This is a genomic window from Flavobacterium sp. HNIBRBA15423, from assembly GCF_052655965.1.
Genome location: NZ_CP199751.1, coordinates 2,637,015 through 2,651,873, shown reverse-complemented (window position 1 = coordinate 2,651,873; position 14,859 = coordinate 2,637,015). Strand labels below are relative to the sequence as shown.

The 14,859-nt window shown below is 29.3% G+C and carries 19 protein-coding genes and 1 pseudogene; 12 read left to right on the top strand and 8 right to left on the bottom strand.

What is annotated here, in order from left to right:
* The 7 genes from ftsH (at position 1) to ACULEV_RS11935 (ending at position 5,726) form a co-directional block, all read left to right on the top strand.
* Positions 1–1,917 (top strand): ATP-dependent zinc metalloprotease FtsH, encoded by a 1,917-nt coding sequence (gene ftsH / locus ACULEV_RS11965; RefSeq protein ID WP_445455289.1) that lies wholly within the window; start codon positions 1–3, stop codon positions 1,915–1,917.
* A 115-nt stretch (positions 1,918–2,032) separates the two neighbouring features.
* Positions 2,033–2,638 (top strand): LUD domain-containing protein, encoded by a 606-nt coding sequence (locus tag ACULEV_RS11960; RefSeq protein WP_445455288.1) that lies wholly within the window; start codon positions 2,033–2,035, stop codon positions 2,636–2,638.
* 1 nt (position 2,639) lies between these two features.
* Positions 2,640–3,452: a phosphatidate cytidylyltransferase gene (locus ACULEV_RS11955; protein WP_445455287.1), complete on the top strand. Its 813-nt coding sequence runs from the start codon at positions 2,640–2,642 to the stop codon at positions 3,450–3,452.
* A complete protein-coding gene (locus ACULEV_RS11950; protein ID WP_445455286.1) occupies positions 3,442–4,089 on the top strand; it encodes a phosphatidylserine decarboxylase family protein in 648 nt (215 codons plus the stop codon). Before ACULEV_RS11955 ends, ACULEV_RS11950 begins: the two co-directional genes overlap by 11 nt.
* Positions 4,090–4,368, top strand: a complete 279-nt coding sequence (locus ACULEV_RS11945) for an acyl-CoA-binding protein (protein WP_445455285.1) — start codon at positions 4,090–4,092, stop codon at positions 4,366–4,368.
* Positions 4,365–5,135, top strand: a complete 771-nt coding sequence (locus ACULEV_RS11940; RefSeq protein WP_445455284.1) for a superoxide dismutase — start codon at positions 4,365–4,367, stop codon at positions 5,133–5,135. Before ACULEV_RS11945 ends, ACULEV_RS11940 begins: the two co-directional genes overlap by 4 nt.
* Before the next feature lie 15 nt (positions 5,136–5,150).
* Complete coding sequence (locus tag ACULEV_RS11935) at positions 5,151–5,726, top strand: uracil-DNA glycosylase family protein (RefSeq protein WP_445455283.1); 576 nt, start codon at positions 5,151–5,153, stop codon at positions 5,724–5,726.
* Positions 5,727–5,775: 49 nt separating this feature from the next.
* Here ACULEV_RS11935 and rocD read toward each other — a convergent pair whose 3' ends face one another.
* From rocD to ACULEV_RS11915, 4 genes and pseudogenes are all read right to left on the bottom strand, one after another.
* Positions 5,776–7,020: an ornithine--oxo-acid transaminase gene (gene rocD / locus ACULEV_RS11930; protein WP_445455282.1), complete on the bottom strand. Its 1,245-nt coding sequence runs from the start codon at positions 7,018–7,020 to the stop codon at positions 5,776–5,778.
* A gap of 182 nt (positions 7,021–7,202) precedes the next feature.
* Positions 7,203–7,613: an OsmC family protein gene (locus ACULEV_RS11925; RefSeq protein WP_445455281.1), complete on the bottom strand. Its 411-nt coding sequence runs from the start codon at positions 7,611–7,613 to the stop codon at positions 7,203–7,205.
* A gap of 111 nt (positions 7,614–7,724) precedes the next feature.
* Complete coding sequence (locus ACULEV_RS11920; protein ID WP_445455280.1) at positions 7,725–8,276, bottom strand: DUF1697 domain-containing protein; 552 nt, start codon at positions 8,274–8,276, stop codon at positions 7,725–7,727.
* A gap of 150 nt (positions 8,277–8,426) precedes the next feature.
* Positions 8,427–8,537, bottom strand: a pseudogene (locus ACULEV_RS11915) (IS200/IS605 family transposase); the annotation flags it as partial.
* A 261-nt stretch (positions 8,538–8,798) separates the two neighbouring features.
* On the opposite strand from ACULEV_RS11915, the gene rlmD reads away from it, so the two are divergent.
* The 3 genes from rlmD to ACULEV_RS11900 are packed head-to-tail and all read left to right on the top strand — an operon-like array spanning position 8,799 to position 11,441.
* Positions 8,799–10,211 (top strand): 23S rRNA (uracil(1939)-C(5))-methyltransferase RlmD, encoded by a 1,413-nt coding sequence (gene rlmD, locus ACULEV_RS11910; RefSeq protein ID WP_445455279.1) that lies wholly within the window; start codon positions 8,799–8,801, stop codon positions 10,209–10,211.
* A gap of 29 nt (positions 10,212–10,240) precedes the next feature.
* Positions 10,241–10,744 carry a DUF6452 family protein gene (locus ACULEV_RS11905; protein ID WP_445455278.1) on the top strand — a complete coding sequence of 168 codons (504 nt, stop codon included), beginning with the start codon at positions 10,241–10,243 and terminating at the stop codon, positions 10,742–10,744.
* Entirely contained in the window at positions 10,725–11,441 is a 717-nt protein-coding gene (locus tag ACULEV_RS11900) for a DUF6048 family protein (protein WP_445455277.1), read from the top strand. The genes ACULEV_RS11905 and ACULEV_RS11900 overlap by 20 nt, the downstream gene beginning before the upstream one ends.
* A gap of 36 nt (positions 11,442–11,477) precedes the next feature.
* Here ACULEV_RS11900 and ACULEV_RS11895 read toward each other — a convergent pair whose 3' ends face one another.
* Together ACULEV_RS11895 and ACULEV_RS11890 are read right to left on the bottom strand one after the other, a co-directional pair.
* On the bottom strand, positions 11,478–12,014 hold the full coding sequence (locus ACULEV_RS11895; RefSeq protein WP_445455276.1) for a YceI family protein: 537 nt from the start codon (positions 12,012–12,014) through the stop codon (positions 11,478–11,480).
* A 15-nt stretch (positions 12,015–12,029) separates the two neighbouring features.
* Entirely contained in the window at positions 12,030–12,389 is a 360-nt protein-coding gene (locus ACULEV_RS11890) for a hypothetical protein (protein ID WP_445455275.1), read from the bottom strand.
* A 125-nt stretch (positions 12,390–12,514) separates the two neighbouring features.
* Between ACULEV_RS11890 and ACULEV_RS11885 the strand changes: the two genes are divergently transcribed.
* Both ACULEV_RS11885 and ACULEV_RS11880 read left to right on the top strand, forming a co-directional pair.
* Positions 12,515–12,907 carry an OB-fold protein gene (locus ACULEV_RS11885; protein ID WP_445455274.1) on the top strand — a complete coding sequence of 131 codons (393 nt, stop codon included), beginning with the start codon at positions 12,515–12,517 and terminating at the stop codon, positions 12,905–12,907.
* 17 nt (positions 12,908–12,924) lie between these two features.
* Positions 12,925–13,770, top strand: a complete 846-nt coding sequence (locus ACULEV_RS11880; RefSeq protein ID WP_445455273.1) for a DUF5777 family beta-barrel protein — start codon at positions 12,925–12,927, stop codon at positions 13,768–13,770.
* A gap of 57 nt (positions 13,771–13,827) precedes the next feature.
* Here the strand turns inward: ACULEV_RS11880 and ACULEV_RS11875 are convergent, their stop codons facing one another.
* Both ACULEV_RS11875 and ACULEV_RS11870 read right to left on the bottom strand, forming a co-directional pair.
* On the bottom strand, positions 13,828–14,226 hold the full coding sequence (locus ACULEV_RS11875) for a hypothetical protein (protein WP_445455272.1): 399 nt from the start codon (positions 14,224–14,226) through the stop codon (positions 13,828–13,830).
* Position 14,227: 1 nt separating this feature from the next.
* The gene (locus tag ACULEV_RS11870; protein ID WP_445455271.1) at positions 14,228–14,800 is read right to left on the bottom strand and encodes a hypothetical protein; all 573 of its coding nucleotides are present in this window, start codon (positions 14,798–14,800) and stop codon (positions 14,228–14,230) included.
* Between the last annotated feature and the right edge of the window lie 59 nt (positions 14,801–14,859).

Below are 14,859 nucleotides of genomic sequence, written 5' to 3'. Positions count from 1 at the left end.
ATGTCTGAAAATAAAAATCCAAAATTTAAAGTCAGTCCATGGTTAATTTATGGACTTATTCTTGGAATATTCTTATTGATAAATGTATTTGGTAATGGATTTGATTTTAATAATCCTAAACCAACTACATTGTCTAAATTCTATGAATTTCTAGAATCTAATCAGGTTGATAAAGTTGTTTTTAGCAATACAAAAGCTCAAGTATTTTTGAAAAAAGATGCTTTAGGAAACAAAGAGCATAAAGATGCTAAAAACAACATGTTAGGTAAACTAAATGAAAAAGGACCTCATTATTATTTTGAAATTGGTAACACAGAATTATTTCAAAAAGAATTAATAGAAGCAAAGAAAAAAGGACTTATTAATGATTATGCCAAAGAACCAGAAGGAATTTGGGGTGATATATTGTCATTATTATTACCATTTCTTTTATTAGGTGGTCTATGGATTTTTATGATGCGTAGAATGTCTGGTGGTTCAAGTGGTGGTGGAGGTCAAATTTTTAGTATTGGTAAATCTAAGGCTAAATTATTTGATGAAAAAAATGATGTTAAAGTGACTTTTGAAAATGTTGCTGGATTAGAAGGAGCTAAAGAAGAGATTCAAGAGATTGTAGAATTTTTGAAAACTCCAGAAAAATACACTTCTATTGGAGGTAAAATACCTAAAGGGGCTTTATTAGTAGGTCCTCCAGGAACTGGTAAAACGTTATTAGCAAAAGCTGTTGCTGGTGAAGCAAAAGTTCCTTTCTTCTCATTATCAGGTTCTGATTTTGTTGAAATGTTTGTTGGAGTAGGAGCATCAAGAGTAAGAGATTTATTTAAACAAGCAAAAGAAAAAGCACCAGCAATTATTTTTATTGATGAAATTGATGCAGTAGGAAGAGCTCGTGGAAAAAATAATATGTCTGGTTCAAATGATGAAAGAGAAAACACTTTAAATCAGTTACTGACTGAAATGGACGGTTTTGGTACAAATACCAATGTAATTGTACTTGCTGCAACTAATAGAGCAGACGTATTAGATAAAGCCTTAATGAGAGCTGGACGTTTTGATAGACAAATTTATGTTGATCTTCCAGATATTAGAGAACGTAAAGAAATTTTTGAAGTTCATTTAAAACCAATAAAAAAATCAGAAGAATTAGATACTGAGTTTTTAGCAAAACAAACTCCTGGTTTTTCAGGTGCAGATATTGCTAATGTTTGTAATGAAGCGGCTTTAATTGCAGCTCGAAAAGACAAAAAAGCAGTTGATAAACAAGATTTCTTAGATGCAGTTGATAGAATTGTAGGTGGTTTAGAAAAGAAAAATAAAATTGTTACTCCAGAAGAAAAAAGAGCAATTGCTATTCACGAAGCTGGTCATGCAACAGTAAGTTGGATGCTTGAACATGCTGCTCCTTTAGTTAAAGTAACTATTGTGCCTAGAGGACAAAGTTTAGGTGCTGCTTGGTATCTACCAGAAGAAAGATTGATTGTTCGTCCAGAACAAATGCTAGATGAAATGTGCGCTACCATGGGAGGAAGAGCGGCTGAGAAAGTAATTTTTAATAAGATTTCAACAGGAGCATTAAGCGATTTGGAAAAAGTAACTAAACAAGCACGTGCAATGGTTACTATTTATGGACTAAATGAAAAATTAGGAAATATAACTTATTATGATTCTTCAGGGCAAAATGAATATAACTTCTCAAAACCTTATTCAGAAGAAACAGCTAAAGTTATAGATACTGAAATATCTCTATTAATAGAAGATCAATATAAGAGAGCGATACAATTGTTAGAAGATAATAAAGATAAATTAATTCAGCTTGCTGATATTTTAATTGAAAAAGAAGTTATTTTCAAAGACGATTTAGAGGCTATTTTTGGAAATAGGCCTCATGAAAAAACCATTGAAATTCCTACAGAATAGTTTATTATAAATTACATTTGTACCAATTTTAAAAAAACTTAGTTCTTAAACCTTATAGAACTAAGTTTTTTTTTATCTTTGGTTCGCACAAGTATAAATTACCTACTAAAAATACATGAGTCTTTTTAGAAAAATTTTTGGAAACTCTGGTAACACATCAAAAGGCAATAGAGATGATGAAAAAAGCCCTTATGCACCAGAAGTTAAACTGCCCATTGATGAAATGTTTACTCACCACTTTAAAAAGAACGGTGGGAAGTTTATATATTGTGAAAATTTAAATGAAGTTTCAGAAAATTTCATTAATATTTTGGAAGAAAATGATTGGTTCGAAAGTGAAGTAAATTGTTATGAGTCACAATTATTTCATTTTTTAGATGAAAATAAGTTAGAATATAAGAATAATTCAAAGGAAGCTCAGTTTTATTTTTCCACTTGCGAGAATTTAATTGCAGATGAAGGTTCTATTCTTTTTTCTTCTAATCAATTAAAACACTATAGACCTGGAGATTTACCTACTAATATGATCGTTTTAGCAACAACAAGTCAGATGGTTGCTAATAAAAGTGAAGGTCTACGTCATATAAAAAATAAATATGATAAAGAATACCCAACAAATATTACTACAATAAAATACTTCGAAAAAGTAAAAGAAGAAGATTTTTTACACTACGGTAGTAGTCACAAAAATTTATATTTACTTTTATTAGAAGATCTTTAATATGAATGAAACATTAAAGAGAGCTATTTCAGGTGCTGTTTATATTATTTTATTATTAAGCTGCATATTATATTCTAAAGAGAGTTTGGCTATTCTTTTTGGAGTTTTTTTGGTTATTGCTGTTTTTGAGTTTTGTAAATTAGCCTCACTAAATTATTATGTTACAATTCCAATAGCTATAATTTTATATTATTATTTGTGGGATAAAAATACGGTGAGTGTCAATCTTTGGACAGGAATTTCAGTTTTTTCAACTTTAATAGGTGTAAAACTATTGCTGTATCTTTACAATGTCAGAAAAACCAAATTTAAATTAGCAACTCGTTATATTCTTTTAATTGGATATATTATTTTCCCTTTTATTTTAACAAATTATATTTGCATTGGAAAAGGAAATAGATATAATGAAAAAATATTAATCACTATCTTTATTTCAATATGGACTAATGATACTTTTGCCTATTTGGTAGGTAAAAATTTTGGTAAAAGGAAATTATTTCCAAGTGTTTCTCCGAAAAAGACTATAGAAGGCTTTATCGGAGGTGTATTTTTTACAATTATTTGTAGTATACTTTTGTCCAAGTATTACATTGAAACAAAAAATATATACATTTGGATTATAATTGCTATAATAGTTAGTATTTTTAGTACTCTTGGAGATTTAATAGAATCTAAATTGAAAAGAGTTGCAGAAATAAAAGATTCAGGAAATATTATGCCAGGTCATGGAGGTATTTTAGATCGATTAGATAGTATTATATTTGTAGTACCGTTCATAAATTTGTTTTATTTAATTTTATATTATGTTTCATAAAGAAGGAGCCAAAATTATTTTAATAACACTTGCTATTGTTGTAGCTGTTATTTTCGCATCTGATTTCATATCAATTCAATGGATTAGAATTGGTTTAATTATTTTAGCATTAGTATTTTTAGTACTAATCCTTCAATTTTTCAGAAATCCTAAGAGAGAAGTTGATAATAGTGATAATCATATTTTAGCACCAGTAGATGGTAAAGTAGTTGTTATTGAAGAAGTTTACGAACCAGAATATTTTAATGATAAAAGGCTAATGGTTTCTATTTTTATGTCACCTATAAATGTTCATGTTACTCGTTATCCATTAAACGGAGTTGTAAAATACAGTAAATATCACCCTGGAAAATACTTAGTTGCTTGGCATCCAAAAGCAAGTGAAGAGAATGAACGCACAACAGTTGTGATTAATAATCGTATTTATGGAGAAGTAATGTACAGACAAATTGCTGGAGCTTTAGCTAGAAGAATTATTAATTATGCTAAAGAAGGTATGCGTGCTGTACAAGGTAAAGATGCTGGTTTTATTAAATTTGGTTCTAGAGTAGATATTTATTTACCTCTAGGTACAGAAGTGAATGTAAAATTGGGAGAAAAAGCAATAGGAGCAAAAACAGTTATTTGTAAAAAATAAATGAAGAGTAAAGATTTAGATACTTTATTTGAAGAAGCATTTGATAATGCACAATTGATTCCTCAAGAATCAGTGCCGCAAGATGTCCAATTAGTTTTGTATGGTCTATATAAACAAGCAACTAGTGGGAAAACAAATATTCATGTTCAAAATCCACAAGATTTAATTAATGCCTTTAAATTAAACGCTTGGATTCAAGTAAAGCATCTTAGTATTGATGAAGCTAAACAAAATTACATCACTATTATTAATGAATTGCTGCGAGAACGAAATCTATGAAAAAACTTTACCTTTTTATTTTATTTGTTTTGTTTACTTCTTGTAAGGATGAAAGTAATTTAGTAGAAGTTCAACTTCCTGAACCAGAAGAACCAGTTTCTGTTCTTTATGGTAATCCTAAAGATGTAAAAGTTAACGAAGGTCCTTTTCAATTGATAGTGTTAAACTATCCTTATGATGCTTTAAATCCTGTTGTAGATGGGAAAACAATGGAGCTTCACTACTCTAAACATTATTTAGGCTATACAAATAAATTAAACAAAGAAATTCTAGCAAAAAAAGAATGGCAAGGGAAATCAATTGACGCTATATTGTCAAAAGTTACTGATAGTGAATTGGATTTAAAAAATAATGCAGGAGGTTATTATAACCATTCCCTTTTTTTTGAAATACTTACCCCAAAAGGAGCTAAAAAACCAACAGAAAATTTGTCTAATGCCATAAACACTAATTTTATCTCTTTTTCTATTTTTAAAAATAAATTTATAGCTGAAGCTAATAATCATTTTGGTTCTGGATGGGTTTGGTTACTAGTAACTAAAACAGGAGAATTAAAAGTAGTTACCACAGATAATCAAGATAATCCATTGATGATAAACACTAAAGTTAAAGGAACTCCGATATTAGGAATCGATTTATGGGAACACGCTTATTATTTAGCTTATCAAAATAATAGAAAAGAATATATAGAAAATACTTTTGAAAATATAAATTGGACTATAGTTTCTAAAAAATATGATGATTTATTGCTTTCAAATCCACAATAGTGGATTTTTTTTTAAATGGAAAAATTATTAGATGAAATAATAAAATGTACTCATTGTACTAATTTTTTACCATTAGGACCAAATCCAGTAGTAAGAGCAAGTAAAACAGCTAAAATTCTAATTGTAGGACAAGCACCAGGAACTAAAGTTCATCAAACAGGAATACCTTGGAACGATCCTAGCGGAAATCAACTTAGAAGATGGCTTAATATTTCTAATGAGGTATTCTACGACACTTCAAAAATAGCTATTGTTCCTATGGGATTTTGTTATCCAGGAAAAGGAAAAACGGGAGATTTACCTCCTAGACAGGAATGTGCTCCTCTTTGGCATAAAAAACTATTAGATCAAATGCCAAATATAGAATTGATATTGCTTATAGGTCAATATGCTCAAAAATATTATTTAAAAGAGAAAAATAAAAAAGCATTAACTGAAACTGTTAGCTGCTTTGATGAATATTTACCAAAATATTTTCCATTGCCACATCCTTCACCAAGAAATCGATTTTGGCTTCAAAAAAATAAATGGTTTGAAGAAAGTGTAATTCCTGTTCTTCAAGAAAAAGTTGTCAAAATTCTTTCAAAATAAAAAGCCCAATCTAATGATTGGACTTTTATGTATAAATTGAAAATTATTTTTACTTTTCAAAATCTTTTAGTGTATTGATAATGATTCCTACACAATCTAATAATTGATATTCAGTTATTACTAATGGTGGAGCAAAACGAATAATATTACCATGTGTTGGCTTAGCTAATAAACCATTTTCTGCAAGTTTAATACAAATATTCCAAGCAGTTTCGCTTTCCTCATGGTCATTAATTACAATGGCATTCAATAACCCTTTTCCTCTTACTAAACTTACTATCGAACTAGTGGCAATGTATTTGTCTAATTCAGAACGAAACAATTGTCCTAGAGCTGATGCATTTTCGTCTAACTTCTCATTTTTAACAACTTCCAAAGCTGCAATTGCAACAGCTGCAGCAAGAGGATTTCCTCCAAAAGTAGAACCATGCTGACCAGGCTTAATGACATTCATAACGGCATCCATAGCTAAAACAGCAGAAACTGGATAAACACCACCAGATAATGCTTTTCCTAAAATTAAAATATCAGGTTGCACATTTTCATGATGAACTGCTAACATTTTTCCTGTTCTAGCAACACCAGTTTGGACTTCGTCAGCAATAAATAAAACATTATTTGCTTCACACAATGCTTTTGCTTTTGCTAAGTACCCTTCACTTGGAACAAAAACTCCAGCTTCACCTTGAATTGGTTCCACCAAGAAACCAGCTATGTTTTTTGAAGAGGTAATCGCTTTTTCAAGAGCTTCAATATCATCATAAGGAATTTTTATAAAACCAGCTGTGTAAGGGCCAAAATTTTTACGAGCATTTTCATCATTTGAAAAAGAAATGATAGTAGTAGTTCTTCCATGAAAATTATTTTCACAAACAATTATTTGTGCTTCATTTTCAGGAATTCCTTTTTTCTCATAAGCCCATTTTCTACAAATTTTTAAAGCTGTTTCAACGGCTTCTGCACCTGTATTCATAGGTAAAACTTTATCAAACCCAAAAAAATCGGTTACATATTTTTCATAAACACCTAGTTTGTTATTATAAAAAGCTCTAGATGTCAATGTTAAAGTTTGCGCTTGTTCTATTAGAGCATCAATAATTTTTGGGTGACAATGACCTTGATTTACTGCTGAATATGCAGACAGGAAATCATAATATTTCTTGCCTTCAGCATCCCAAACAAATACTCCTTTTCCTTTACTTAAAACCACAGGTAGTGGATGATAATTGTGTGCACCGAACTTATCTTCTAATGCAATAGCTTCAGCCGAGCTCATTTTTTCTAAAACTGACATGATAAATTTATTAGATTATTAATCTTCAATTCCTACTTTAAAAGGAGAGAAATCATCCATCTTTACAAATGTAGAAATTTTACTTCATTTTAGCTCTATTTATAATACTTTCTCAAAAATATCATGAAAAAAACTCTAAATTATTAAAAAATGGTTGTAAAATAATATTCCTTTTTTTGATTTTAAACTAAAGTAGCTATTGAAGTAATTTTGGTGTTGTACAATTTAGAAATAGGACAATTTTCTTCAGCCTTAGTAACTAGTTTTTGAAAATTTTCATTTGAAATTCCATCAATTTTTGCTTCAACAATTAAATGTGAACCAATGATTGTTCCTTCCACTAAATTAATTTCGCATTTAGTTTGAATTTGTTCGATTGTGTGACCTTCTTCACCTATAAAAGCAGATAACTGCATTGTAAAACAGCCTGCATGAGCAGCAGCAACTAATTCTTCTGGATTGGTACCCACACCGTCTTCAAAACGGGTTTTAAATGAATATTGAGCATTATCTAATGTTTTACTTTGTGTAGAGATTTTTCCGTTTCCAGTTTTAACGTCACCGTTCCAAACTGCTGTTGCATTTCTTTTCATGTTATTTGTTTTTAAATTAATTAGCTTAAAGTTAGCCATACTAAAACAAAAAAAGAAGTAGATTAGATTGTTTTAACTAATTTTTAAATAAATAGTAATTATTATTTAATCTTAGGAACTAGATTCATTATATATTTCTAATAGTTTTGTTACAGTATTCCAATTACGGATTGTTGCAGTTACGTTTAATTTCTTTTCAATATATTTTTGATCAAATTTTGTTTTTCCCGCACCTATGTCATACTTAATAAAAATACGATTAGCATCTATTTGACACTCATCTGGTTTTACCTGACTCATTTTTAAATCATTCATCGCCCCAGAATCTAATGTTTTAGAAATGAAAGCCACGTATAACTTTTTAGTATCACATTCTTTTTCTTTCAAAAATAAACTATTACTAAAACAAGCTTCTAAGTCCTGTTTGCCAATCACAATCACAGGAACTTCATGACCAAAAACTTTAAAAATTTCTTGTTTAATTTGAAACCCTACAGAGGTTCCGTTTTCTTCTTCTGTATTCACAAAAACATTACCAGATTGGATATATGTTTTTACATTTTGAAAGCCAAAATTTTCCAATGCCTTTTTTAAAGCATCCATTTTTATCATATTATGTCCAGAAACGTTAATTCCGCGAAGTAAAGCTAAGTGTGTTTTCATAAGTCATTTGTCATATCTGCATTTATCATTATAAAACCCTAGTAATTCTTCTTCTTATATAAAAATTTTACCCTGTAGGATTTTATATTGAAAGAAAACGATAATTGTTATTAATAAATCCACATAGGGAATATATTTTGGATACAGCTATTATATTAATTCTTTAAAGATATAATTTTCATTATAATCAATCTCAAAAGCTTTCAAAAATTTCAAATATTCTTCTCTAAAAGTTTCTTTTTTATGATGCTCTTCTATATTTCACAGTAAAAACAAACTGTAAGTGAATTTGCGTATAAGTGTTTGCCATTTTTATACCTGACAGGTTTCAAAAACCTGTCAGGTATAAAAACTCACTGCAACAAGTATTTTTGTTACTGCAATTAGAAAAAGAGACTACCTAAAAAAAAGAAACTAAAGAGATTTGCATAATTTATGTAAACTCAAAAAAAAACTTTATAAAAAAGATATTTTTTTCTTAAACTATATCCATAAATCTAATCAATACTTTATTTTTGCGGTATGGGAAGAAAGAGAACAGAACGAATCGTATTCGAAAACGTAAAAATCCTTGATGCAGGTGCAAAAGGTGTGTCGGTAGCAAAAGCTGCAGATGGTAAGGTAATTTTCATACCTAATGTAGTTCCAGGTGATGTGGTAGATATACAAACTACTAAAAAGAAAAAAGCATACTACGAAGGCAAAGCTACAGTAATTCATCAATTTTCTGAAGATAGAGTAGAAGTGGTTTGTGAACATTTCGGTGCTTGTGGTGGTTGCAAATGGCAAAACATGAGCTATGACAAACAATTGTTTTATAAAAATCAGGAAGTTTATAATAATTTAAAAAGAATTGGTAAAATAGAACTGCCCGATTTCGAACCTATTTTAGGTTCCGAAAAACAGTTTTTCTACCGTAATAAAATGGAATTTGGCTTTTCCAATGCACGTTGGATGACAGATGAAGAAGTAAGAAGTGGAAAAGAATTTGAACATAAAAACGCATTAGGGTTTCACATTCCTAGAATGTGGGATAAAATTTTAGATATTGAAAAATGTCACTTACAACAAGATCCTTCCAACGCAATTCGCAACGAAATAAAAGAATTTGCTGTAGCCAATGGTTTAGAATTCTTTAATCCAAGAGCACAAGAAGGATTGTTACGTACCTTAATGATTAGAACTGCTTCAACAGGAGAAATCATGGTGTTGATTCAGTTTTTCAAAGAAGACAAAGCACAAAGAGAACTACTCATGAATTTTTTGGCAGAACGTTTTCCAGAAATCACATCTTTATTATATGTAATCAACGGTAAACCAAATGATACTATTTATGATCAAGATGTGAAGTTGTATAAAGGAAGAGAGTACATCTTAGAAGAAATGGAAGGATTGCATTTTAGCATTAATGCAAAATCATTTTACCAAACTAATTCAGAACAAGCTTATGAATTATATAAAATCACACGTGAATTTGCTGGTTTAACAGGTGAAGAACTAGTGTATGACTTATATACAGGAACAGGGACTATTGCCCAATTTGTTTCTAAAAAAGCAAAAAAAGTAATAGGAGTAGAAGCTGTTCCAGAAGCAATTGCAGATGCTAAAGAGAATGCCAAACGAAATAATATAACTAATTGTGAGTTCTTCGTTGGTGACATGAAAAATGTGTTCAATGACGATTTTATAAGAACACACGGTCATCCAGATGTAATTATTACAGACCCTCCAAGAGATGGAATGCACAAAGATGTGGTGGCTCAAATTTTGAAAATTGCTCCTAATAGAGTAGTTTATGTAAGCTGTAATTCAGCTACACAAGCTCGTGATTTAGCTTTACTAGATGAGATGTACAAAGTAGTGCGTGTAAGACCAGTAGATATGTTTCCGCAAACGCATCATGTAGAAAATGTTGTACTTTTGGAAAAGAAGTAATAAAATTGTTATTCTAAGTATCAAAACAAATGAAAAAATATAGTTTAATAGCTTTAATGGTACTTTTTTCTGTTTCTTTTTGGAACTGTGAAAAAGATGATTTATGTGCAGAAGCAACTCCCACAACACCTAGAGTAGTTATAGAGTTTTATGATACTGCCAACCCTACAACATTGAAGAATGTGACTAATTTAGGGATTATAGCACCAGGTTTTACAGAAGGATTATCTTTTAATGGTGTTAGTGAAATTGTTGCACCATTAAAAACATCTGATGATGTTACAATATTAAATTTTATCCAAAATGGTTCAGATGAAGATGATATGAATGATAATTCTGATCAAATCATATTTAATTATACAAGAAAAGATATTTATATATCTAGAGCTTGTGGTTATAAAACTATTTTTACCTTTAATGATGTAAATGGAGTTGAATTGCAAACAGATACAGATAATTGGATACAAAGTATAACAGTAGAAAATACATCAATTGATAACGAAAATGAAACTCATGTTAAAATATATTTTTAGTCTTACAATTGTTTTCTTTTCGCTACAAGCAAAAGCACAAGATACTATCAAAAAATATCCAGAGCGATATGGACTACGAGTAGGTGTCGATTTACATCGGTTGACAAAATCATTTTACGACGATAACTATAAAGGACTTGAAATTGAAGCAGCCTATCGTTTGACCAAAAAGTTTTATATCGCAGGAGAAATAGGGAATGAAGATAAAACGGTTGATGATGATCGATTTAATTTTACAACTAAAGGAACATATTTTAAGGCAGGTTTCGATTTTAATTCTTACGAAAACTGGCTAGATATGGAAAATATGATTCATATAGGACTTCGATATGGAGTAAGCTCATTTAGTCAGCAATTAAATTCCTATAAAATTTATGATCCTTTAAATTTCTATGGTGAAAATGTAATTTACCCAAATGAGAAATTTAGCGGATTAAACGCTAGTTGGATTGAAGTAGTAGGAGGAGTTAAAGCAAAGTTGTTTCATAATTTTTATTTAGGCTTTTCACTTCGTTTGAATTATTTGGTTTCTGATAAGAAGCCTGATAATTTTGATAACTTATATATACCAGGTTTTAACCGAACGTATGATGGGAAATTTGGAGCTGGATTTAATTATACACTAAGTTATTTTCTGCCTATTTATAAGAAAGATAAAAATAAGATAAAAACAGAAAAGGCAACAAATAACGATTAGATTATTGTTGCCTTTGAAAGCCTTATAGGTTTGGTTTTATAAGCTAAAATGACATTTTACATCAACTGTTTTAGCCACTTTTTTGCTAACTACACTCGGTATTTTTATATCAAAATCTTCAGGTTGAACCGAAAAATTAGTATCAATTTCTATTTTACTTGCAGATTTTTTAATTAATGCAACCGAAGTAATATTTTTAGTTTTTCCATGAATTTCTAAAGTTCCATTTATAGTAAACTTTTGTGGTGCATCTGTTAATTTAGAAGCATCAAAATTTTCTATTTTGCCTTTAAAAATAGCTTTTGGATATTTTCCACTTTCAATATAATTCTCGTTAAAATGCTCTTCCATTAAGGCTACTTTAAAACGAAATCCTTTTACAAGTGCCAAAGCTGCAATTTCTCCAGTTTGTGTGTTTAAAATACATGAAACACCTTTATTGGTAGCTTTAACTTCTTCAAATGAAGGCACAGATGCTTCAAATGTAATTTCTCCAGTTTTTGTAGATTTTTTATCTTGAGAAAATCCTAAAAAGCAGAAAATCAATGTAAGTAATGTGATTGTTTTTTTCATATGTTTTTTTTATTGTTATTCTAATAACCCATCAGTTTGCCATTTAATAATTGCATCTATTGTGGTTTGTGGTAGTCTTGTACCTCCATTTGGCATCATTCCTTGTGCTCCTTGCTCTCTGGAAATACGGCTTAATAATCCTCTGTTTAATACAGCATCTTTTACAAAAGCATAAGTTGTTAAAGACATTGGAGCTCCATTTGAAGGAGTTGTCCCATGACAAACGATGCAATTTGTATCAATTACATTTTTTACATAGTTTGTATATGTAATAGTTTCTTCGTTTGTTACTTCTATTAAATCCGATTCAGAGTCATTGGTACAACTAGTTAAAAGTAGACTTCCTAAAAGGATAGCTATAATTTTTCTTTTCATAGATTTTAATTACTTTAATAATAGTAAAAATAGTTCTTTTATTACAAAAATAGTTTTTTTATTATACAGATAAAAATTTTATTCTATTTTTGTTGGTAACAAAGGATGAATGAAAAAAATAAAGTATGAAAAAAAAGAAATGGATTTTAGTTGTTGTAATTTTAATTGGAATTGCAATTTTTGGATATAATTATTTATATAAAAGTCATAGAGATATTAGTTCAGAAGAAGCTAGTTTTTCTATTACTGTTGCCGTTTTATCTTCTGATTTTAAACAAGATGAGAATGCAGCTAATGCTAAATATTTAGATAAAACAATAAGTGTTTCTGGTGTAGTTACCGAAATTGATTCAATAGCTAATGCGATTATTATTGATGAAGTATTGTCGGCTAGTTTTGAAGTGAAGCCTAATGTTGTTGTTCAAAAAAACGAAAAGATTACAATAAAAGGAAGATTCATTGGTTATGATGAACTTCTAGAAGAACTAAAAATGGACCAAGTAACAATAATTAAATAATTTGCTAAAAAATACCTATGAGAAAAATTATATTCGCTTTTTTGCTGCCTTTATGTATGTATTCCCAAGAGGATGATTTATTTTCTGAAATTGATACCGATTCTACACAAACTGAGGTGACTTCTGCATTTAAATCTTTAAAAATAGTTAACTTAGAATCCACTAAATTAGCTGCAAAAGGAGATTTTTATTTTATTGTAGCACATCGTTTTGGTTCTATAAAAAATGGAATAGATACTTTCTTCGGATTAGATGATGCTAATACTCAAATAAAATTTTTATACGGAGTGAATGAGTGGTTAACTGTTCATGTTTCTAGAAGTGGTTTTCAAAAGTCTTATGAAGGTGCTGTTAAATATAGATTAATGCCACAACAAGACAACGGTTTTCCTGTAACTATTGTTGGGTTCAATAGTATAGTTGTTAACACTGAATTAGATAAAGTTTTGTTGCCAAAATTAAAGTTCAATAATCGATTAAATTACACGACTCAATTATTAATTTCTAGAAAGTTTTCTGATAAATTGTCATTAGAATTAGCTCCAACATATTTTCATGAAAATTATGTGGTAAATGATAATCAAGACAATAGCCAGTTTGCTATAGGAGCAGGTGGAAGATATAAAATTTCTAAAAGAGTTGCTTTAACAATGGATTATGCTGCTCATTTAAATAGAGCTTCAAATGCTTTGGCAAGAAATCCTTTATCTCTAGGGGTTGATATTGAAACTGGAGGACATGTATTTCAATTACATTTTACTAATGCGCAAGCGATGAATGAAACGGGTTATTTAGGAAATGCTTTTGGAGATTGGAGTGATGGTAATATTTATTTTGGATTCAATCTAGTAAGAGTATTCTAATAATAAAATATAGATTGTTATATATCTAAAAGTCCAACTGAAGAAGTTGGACTTTTTTTATTGATTTAAGTAGTCTATTAAAACTGCATCTGCATTTTTGAAGGTAGGTGGTTGTTCAATAATACTAGCTATTTTTTTCTTATTAATTTTCATAGTAACATCTGCTTCAGTTGTAAATAGTAGAACAGAGAAAAAAGGATTTGTAAAGTAGGGTATTAACTCAGATTCTAAATTTTCGATTTCATGAATAGAGACTATTTCATGTTTTTCACCATCATATATTTTTTTAGTGAATGTACATTTTAGTGCATTATCCTCTACAATTAGTTTTACATAAATATTTTGTAGTTCTGGTTTTCCAATTGTTTTTGCTAAAGTTAATTTTGCAAATGTACCGTTTGAAATACTTTCCTGAACTGTTTTGAAAAAAGTAGAATATATTATTTCGTTTGCCATTTTATAAACCTAATTCTGTTTTTACATTTTCATCAAAAATCATATTAAATAGTTGATTTTCTTTGTCTTTATTTAAAAATTTCCATTTGTTTTCAGTTGTCTTATCTGAAACACCTATAAGAGTTGAGCGAAGTTCAATTTTAAACTCATTATTTTCTTTATTGAAAGTTACTTTTTCTGCATCCATAGATTTTTTGAAAATTTCTGTCATAGCTTCAGCATCTTCCATTGGCGTTTTAAACTTCATTAGCATAACATTATCATGATCAATTAAGCAAAAAGTTTGATCGTCAATTTTTTTAATTTCACCAAAAGTAAAATTTGGCTCAACTTCTACTAATTGAATTGAAAACTGTTCGTTATTCATCATTTGTTTGAACATTTCTTTCATCGATTCTTTTGGAATAATGTCAAAAACTTTTGGGTAAGTGGTTGCAAAAATGGCATCATAATCCATTGAAGTACTTGCTTTGTATGATTTTAAGGCTTCTGTTTTTAAACTTTCAATATCTTGTGCAATGCTTGAAAGGGTACAAATGAAGAATAAACTTAAGAATATTACTTTTGATTTCATGTTTTAGATTTTAACAAAGATAAAAAAATCCCCAACTCTTATTAGAATTGAGGATGTAA